The 6491-nt window shown below is 36.3% G+C and carries 6 protein-coding genes; 3 read left to right on the plus strand and 3 right to left on the minus strand.

What is annotated here, in order from left to right; genetic code table 11:
* Positions 1–91: 91 nt before the first annotated feature.
* Complete coding sequence (locus JST55_02415; protein MBS1492333.1) at positions 92–625, plus strand: DinB family protein; 534 nt, start codon at positions 92–94, stop codon at positions 623–625.
* Positions 626–630: 5 nt separating this feature from the next.
* Positions 631–1329, plus strand: coding sequence for a DUF4288 domain-containing protein (locus JST55_02420; GenBank protein MBS1492334.1), 699 nt, complete (start codon positions 631–633; stop codon positions 1327–1329).
* Between the two features lie 2 nt (positions 1330–1331).
* Here the strand turns inward: JST55_02420 and JST55_02425 are convergent, their stop codons facing one another.
* Together JST55_02425 and JST55_02430 are read right to left on the minus strand one after the other, a co-directional pair.
* Positions 1332–2237: an ABC transporter substrate-binding protein gene (locus tag JST55_02425; protein MBS1492335.1), complete on the minus strand. Its 906-nt coding sequence runs from the start codon at positions 2235–2237 to the stop codon at positions 1332–1334.
* A gap of 156 nt (positions 2238–2393) precedes the next feature.
* Positions 2394–3629, minus strand: coding sequence for an asparagine synthetase B (locus tag JST55_02430; protein MBS1492336.1), 1236 nt, complete (start codon positions 3627–3629; stop codon positions 2394–2396).
* Positions 3630–3863: 234 nt separating this feature from the next.
* On the opposite strand from JST55_02430, the gene tsaD reads away from it, so the two are divergent.
* The gene (gene tsaD, locus JST55_02435) at positions 3864–4946 is read left to right on the plus strand and encodes a tRNA (adenosine(37)-N6)-threonylcarbamoyltransferase complex transferase subunit TsaD (protein MBS1492337.1); all 1083 of its coding nucleotides are present in this window, start codon (positions 3864–3866) and stop codon (positions 4944–4946) included.
* On the opposite strand, the gene JST55_02440 is transcribed toward tsaD, so the two are convergent.
* Entirely contained in the window at positions 4938–6182 is a 1245-nt protein-coding gene (locus tag JST55_02440; GenBank protein MBS1492338.1) for a T9SS type A sorting domain-containing protein, read from the minus strand. The two genes, tsaD and JST55_02440, sit on opposite strands and share 9 nt — an antisense overlap.
* Positions 6183–6491 lie beyond the last annotated feature (309 nt).

Here is a 6491-nt window from a genome sequence, read left to right on the forward strand (position 1 = left end):
GGAAGTAACTTAAGAGCTGGCACTTTTACAAATTTTACCTGTCCCAAACAGGGGTTTGGGACAGAGAATAAGATAATTAAATAATATCTATATGAAATTCTCATTAGAAAAATCAATCGAAATTTTAGAGCGTGCTCCTTCCGCTTACAAAGAATTATTGAATGGAGTATCAGATGAATGGAGCAAAACAAATGAAGGCCAAAAAGGTGATGAAAAATCATGGTCGCCATATGATGTAATCGGACATTTAATTCACGGAGAGAAGGGTGACTGGATGAACCGCATAGAAATTATTTTATCTGACGGTCTTGACAAAAATTTTAAACCGTTCGACAGGTTCGCTCAGTTTGAAGAAAGCAAAGGAAAATCATTAAAGGATTTACTCGGAGAATTTATGATGCTGCGCATTATGAATCTAGAAAAACTAAAAGCCAAAAATATTACTGAAGCTGATCTGGATAAGAAAGGAATTCATCCTGCTTTCGGAGAAGTGACATTACGTCAACTGCTTTCTACATGGGTAGTGCACGATTTGAATCATCTTGCTCAGGTCACAAGAGTTATGGCTAATCAGTATAAAGATAACGTGGGTCCCTGGAGTGAGTATTTAAGAATTTTGAAATGAAAAATATGAGAAAGTATTCGCTACTTACAAGTTGGAAGTTAAGAAAACCGGATTTACCTGATAATAAAAGGAAAGTGGTTTTTGATTATATGCCTAAATATGATTACAAAAAATTTATTAGTTACCCTATTGAAGAAAGGAAGGATCTGGTAAATAATTATTACAAGAAGACCGGTGAAAAAATTGTTAAGCAGTTTGGATTTGAAAATTTTAATTGGTCCAATCCTAAGCTATATCGTAATATTACTATTCATACAAACTTGAAAGAATTCAAATTGTTTGAAAAGAAAATTACTAAAAATTCTACAGTTTCCATAAAAAAAATTTCACATGCAAGCAGCGTTTATAAATCCCGGAAACCTTTGGGATTTAATTATTATTGTATTAGGATGACTGTTACTTTTTCTTTTGAAGGATTTAAAACAGGGATGCAGCTTTGGGAGGAAAGATTTGTATTAATAAAAGCAAAAAACTACGACGATGCTTATAAAAAAGCTGAAATTTATAAAAAGAAATCACTTTATAAATACCTTAATAGTGACCAGAGATTGGTAGGAGAAAAAGTAGTAAGTATAGATGACGTTTGTGAATCTTTTATTTTTAATCCTGAAGAGATAAATAATCCTGAAGGCGTTGAAGTATATTATAAACAAGCTTCAAGAAAAATGACTAAAAAAAGATATTGGGATGTTACAAAAGAATAAATTTACTTCACTTTACTTCTTATAATCCTCACTGCATCAATAACTCTCGGTCCAGGGCGAAAGACAACATTATTATCCACAACAATAAAATTATTCTTCTTAATTGCCTCCGTTGAGCTGAGTGATTTTGCCAGTTCTTCCTCTTCTATTTTTAACTTATCTGTCTTAGTTGTATCATAAGGTAAAAGTATAGATGAAGGACTTTTTACAGTTATATCTTCATAGCTGATTGTAGGATAATCCACTGATGACTCTGCATAAATATTCTGAAGTCCTGAGAGTTCCATTAATTCATTTATAAATGAAGTCTTGCTCGCCGTCATAATTGGATTAGTTCCTATGATAACCAGGCATCGTGATTTAACATTCGTCTGCGCAACTGTTTTTATACTGTCGCGTTGTCTTATTAAATTATTTGCAAGAACATCTGCCTCTTTTTCTCTTCCCGTTATTTTGCCAAGATTTTTTAACATTGCTGCAACTCCGTCAATGTTCTTAGCGTTAATTACGAATAATTTTATTCCGAGATTTTGTAATGCCTGATAATTAGGACGTGATGTGGATTCCACAGTAAGCAGAGTTATATCCGGCTTAAGCGATGCAACCATTTCAAAATTAACGTTATCATAGCCGCCTATTTTTGTTTTCTGTTTTGCTTCAGGCGGATAGTCACAAAATTCAGTCACTCCCACAAGATTTTTATCAGCGCCGATTGCATAAATTCCTTCAGTAATATTCGGAGCCATGGAAACAATTCTCTGCGGAAATGCATCAAAGCTGACTTCAATTCCTAAATCATCTTTAATAGTAAATTTGGAGTTAGAAGTAGAAATTTTCTCTTCTTTTTTTGAGCATGAAGAAAAAAAGAGTGAGAGGAAAAATAAAACAAAAATTTTTTTAACAAGCATTATAAAACAAGAAAAGTTACGAGACACAACGTATTGCGTCTCTACATCAAATTACATTAAATTATTTGCAAAATCTGTGACATCATAATCTTCATAAAAATCTGTGTTTCAAATTCAGTTTAATCAATTAAAATCAGAGTAATCAGTGATTCGCATTTACGTTTTCAGCTTCTTCTTCTTCGCTGCCGGGAATAAAACATTATTCAAAATTAATCTGTAACCAGGTGAGTTTTTATACAAATCCAGATCCGTGGGCGGGTCACCGACTGCATGCTGATAATCCTCAGGGTCATGCCCTCCGTAAAATGTAAACGTTCCCCTTCCGTAGTTGCCGTGAATATATTTTACGAAGTCTGTGCCTTCATTCATTCCAAGTATGATTATATCTTTCTTCAGATATTCTTTTTTAAAAGCCGTCGTCTGTCCCATGAAACCTTTTATCAAAGCAGTGTGGTCCTGGTTCAGCATAGTAGGTACGGGATCAAACTTTGCAGAAAAATCCACAAGCTTAAAGTAATCATTCTGCTGGCCGAGCATTATCATATCGTTCGTTGCATCTATAGTTGAGTACTCGTACACATAAGGATTTAATTCAATCTTAAAATTTTCAAACGCCATATCTTCACTGTAATCCAGTTTACTGTTTGCATCCTGGTCATATCCGTCGCCGTCATACATTGCATCGGCTATATCAACGTTCCGCGTTGCAAGTGCTATATCATAGGTATCGGTTGCCGAGCACATCGTAAATAAAAATCCGCCGTTGGAAACATACTCTTTCAGTTTATTAACGACAGCAAGCTTCAGCTTAGATACTTTTGAAAATCCCATCTTCGCAGCCATCTGTTCATTGGTTTGTTTCTGGGTGACATACCAGGGCGAGAGCCCGAACGTTCCGAAAAATTTTCCGTACTGCCCCGTAAAATCTTCATGATGCAAATGAAGCCAGTCGTAACCTTTCAGCTTTCCTGTTAATACTTCTTCATCCCAGAGTTTATCATAGGGAATTTCCGCATACTCGAGCACAAGCTGCACAGCATCATCCCATGGCAAAGCATTGGGCGGGACGTACACTGCAATCTTCGCAACTTTCTCCAGCCGCACGACATCCATATTGCTCTTCTCATCTTTCACATCTGCGTAAACCTGCGCCGTCTGCGTTCCGTTCAGCAACTCATAAGAAACATTTTTCAGCTGGCACTCGGCAGCAATTTCGGGAGTGAACTCATACATAAATGCACCGCCGCGATAGTTCAGCAGCCAGTCAAGCTCGCCGCCTTTTAATAAGTAGCGGTAAGCAATTCCGTAAGCCTTTAAGTGATTGGTCTGGTTGGGTTCCATAGGGACTAACAGCTTTACCTGCGCATACGAGGGAGCACTCACAAGACACATGAACGCTAAAAGCAGAAAGTATTTTAATGTATTTTTAATCACAAATAAAAATTAATTTTATTATTTAAATAAATAAGGTCATTAATAAAGGTTGTGCCCAAATTTGAAACTCTTCTTCCCCCTCCTTTCCAAGGAGGGGGACTGAGGGGGTGGTTTAAAGGCATAAGTTTAAATTCAACGTTACGAAGCTGGAGCATAGTAACGAATGCTGATTCAAATTAATAAACCATCTTAATAAAGATTAATAATATTGATACAATGAAAATTTTAGCGTTTGAAACATCATGCGATGAAACATCGGCTTCCGTTTTAGATTGTAATACAGATTCTAATATTTCTAACAACAAAGTTTTATCCAATATCATTTCCTCTCAGCTCTTTCACTCCGAATTCGGCGGAGTTGTTCCCGAAATTGCCTCGCGCGAGCATTTAAAAAATATTTCACACGTTACAAAGCAGGCGCTTGAAAAAGCAAATGTAGAACTTAACGATATTGATTTAGTCTGCGCAACTTCAGAGCCGGGACTTATCGGCGCGCTGCTTGTTGGGCTTAACTACGCAAAGTCTCTCGCTGCCGTTTTGCAAAAGCCGTTCGTTCCCGTTAATCATATTCTCTCGCATTTGTTTTCGAATATGCTTTCAGGTCAGCAGGAAAAATTTCCGTTCATAGGGCTCATTGTTTCCGGCGGACATACGCTGCTCGTTCTTGTCAGAAGTTATACGGATATAAAAATTATTGGTTCAACGATTGACGATGCGGCGGGAGAGGCATTTGACAAGGTCGCAAAAATTCTCGGGCTTGGTTATCCCGGCGGACCGTTGATCGATAAGCTTGCAAAGAACGGCGATGCAAAGTATCATAAATTCCCTCTTGCAATCGTGAGAGATACTGAGCATGATTTTTCTTTTTCAGGAATAAAAACATCCGTGCTTTATTATTTAAGAAAAATTGATTTTGCCAATACCAAAAACGATAAGCTAGTTGCAGATATTTCTGCAAGCTTTCAGTTTGCAGTCGTTGAAAGTCTTTATAAAAGAGTGACAGAAGCGTGCAATAAATATAACGTAAAAATTATTTCCGTATCAGGGGGAGTTTCGGCGAACTCGGCTTTAAAAGGAAAATTTAATTCACTTAAAGAAAAAGGATTTGAAGTTTATTTTCCGGAGATGCAATTCTCAATGGATAACGCCGCAATGATTGGGCTTACAGGATATTTAAAATATAAACATTCAGATAATAAAGAATTTTTTGATAAGGAAAGCTTTAGAACTAATGCAAAGCCGAGACTGGATTATGATAGGTTTGGGTTATTTTAGAAGTATCATCTTTCTTGTTTCTTTGAAATTATCCATTTCTAAAATATAAAAATAAATTCCGCTAGATAAATTATATTTCGCCGCATCAAATATAACATTATAACTTCCAGCAGATTGTTTGCTTTTTACTAATACTGCAACCTCCTTTCCGTTTAAATTATATATTTTAAGAGATATGAAGAAAGTATTACGAATTGTGTAGTCAATTCTTGTTACAGGATTGAAAGGATTTGGATAATTTTGTGAGAGTTTATAACTATTAATCAATTCTTCTTGCATGCCGATAGTTGTTAGTCCTCCTCCGTCGCTTGTGTGAACAATACCGTTTCCTGCCGCCCAGACTTTCAGACTATCAATAGCGAATATACATGTATTATTACCGATAGGAGAACCTTGATAAGCCCATGATTTCCCCCCGTCTCTTGTCCTTGGAATTGCATATGAATTTAACCCAGCCCAGCCAATGGAATCAGAGGCAAAGGTAAAATTGATGCCTACAACATCTTCTTGGTTCATAGTCCAATTTGATCCTCCATCGGTTGTTCTGTAAAATCTTCCGGCTGATACAATTCCCACATTAGAATTAAAGAAATAAACATCTCCAAGCTGAAAACCAAAATCATGCAATAAAAACCAATTGCTGCCACCGTTCACGGTTTTATAAATTTTTTTTGCTGAAATTACAAACCCAGTATCAATGCTCAGAAAGAATAAGTTTTTCATTTCAGAAAGACTTGCTTGTAATTGCCAGTTAACTCCTCCATTATTAGTTCTGTAAAGTCCTCCAAAGCCATAAATATCGCAAAACCATCCGGTATCACTATTTATAAATTTCATACCGTTTACATTGGTACCCGGAGCTGAATTTAATCTAATCCAGTTATCACCTCCGTTAGTAGTTTTTAAAAAACTAATGAATGAAGTGCCATTAAACCCTCCCCCAATATACCCTGTATTTTGATTCAAAAACTGAACTGCATTTAGATCTTCCAGTCCTCTGAATTTTATTGTCCAGTTTTCCCCGCCATTGGTAGTTTTAAAAACATAACCTGTGTCAGGACCGCTGATATTTCCGCCTGCGGTAACTGCCCAGCCGGTGAGACTATCTAAGAAAAATATATTATTGATAAAGTCATTAACAGGTCTCGTCTGTTGAAACCAGCCCATTGGTTTATCCGACTGTAGCGTGAATGCAAAGAATAGAATTGATATTATAAGCAGTATGTATTTTCTCATAGGAGGCTTGTTCAATCAAAACTTATTACTAACTCTTATAATAATAAAGGCAGATATTGTGTAACCAACTCCGTGCCAAAGAATAAAATTCTTCCCTACTAATAGGGATAGATTTATTTTTCTACCTGTTAATAAATTTACTTCATTTTGAGTTTGTAAGATTGGTATTATATTGTGGTGCTTAATGTAGGGGCGTATTGCATACGCCCTGCATTGTATATTAAAAATAAAATGTGACAATAATGTGACAATGCAACAATTGTTCCCCTCTCCTTACGAAGGAGAGGGTTAGGGGTGAGGTAATAGATG

This window comes from Bacteroidota bacterium (assembly GCA_018266835.1).
GTDB lineage: Bacteria > Bacteroidota > Ignavibacteria > Tepidaquicellales > Tepidaquicellaceae > JAFDZO01.

Excerpts from the sequence above, each read along its gene's own strand:
- JST55_02415 (MBS1492333.1), top strand. The coding sequence starts at position 92 with ATGAAATTCTCATTAGAAAAATCAATCGAAATTTTAGAGCGTGCTCCT.
- JST55_02420 (MBS1492334.1), top strand. The coding sequence starts at position 631 with ATGAGAAAGTATTCGCTACTTACAAGTTGGAAGTTAAGAAAACCGGAT.
- JST55_02430 (MBS1492336.1), bottom strand. The coding sequence starts at position 3,629 with ATGTGTCTTGTGAGTGCTCCCTCGTATGCGCAGGTAAAGCTGTTAGTC.
- JST55_02440 (MBS1492338.1), bottom strand. The coding sequence starts at position 6,182 with ATGAGAAAATACATACTGCTTATAATATCAATTCTATTCTTTGCATTC.
- JST55_02425 (MBS1492335.1), bottom strand. The coding sequence starts at position 2,237 with ATGCTTGTTAAAAAAATTTTTGTTTTATTTTTCCTCTCACTCTTTTTT.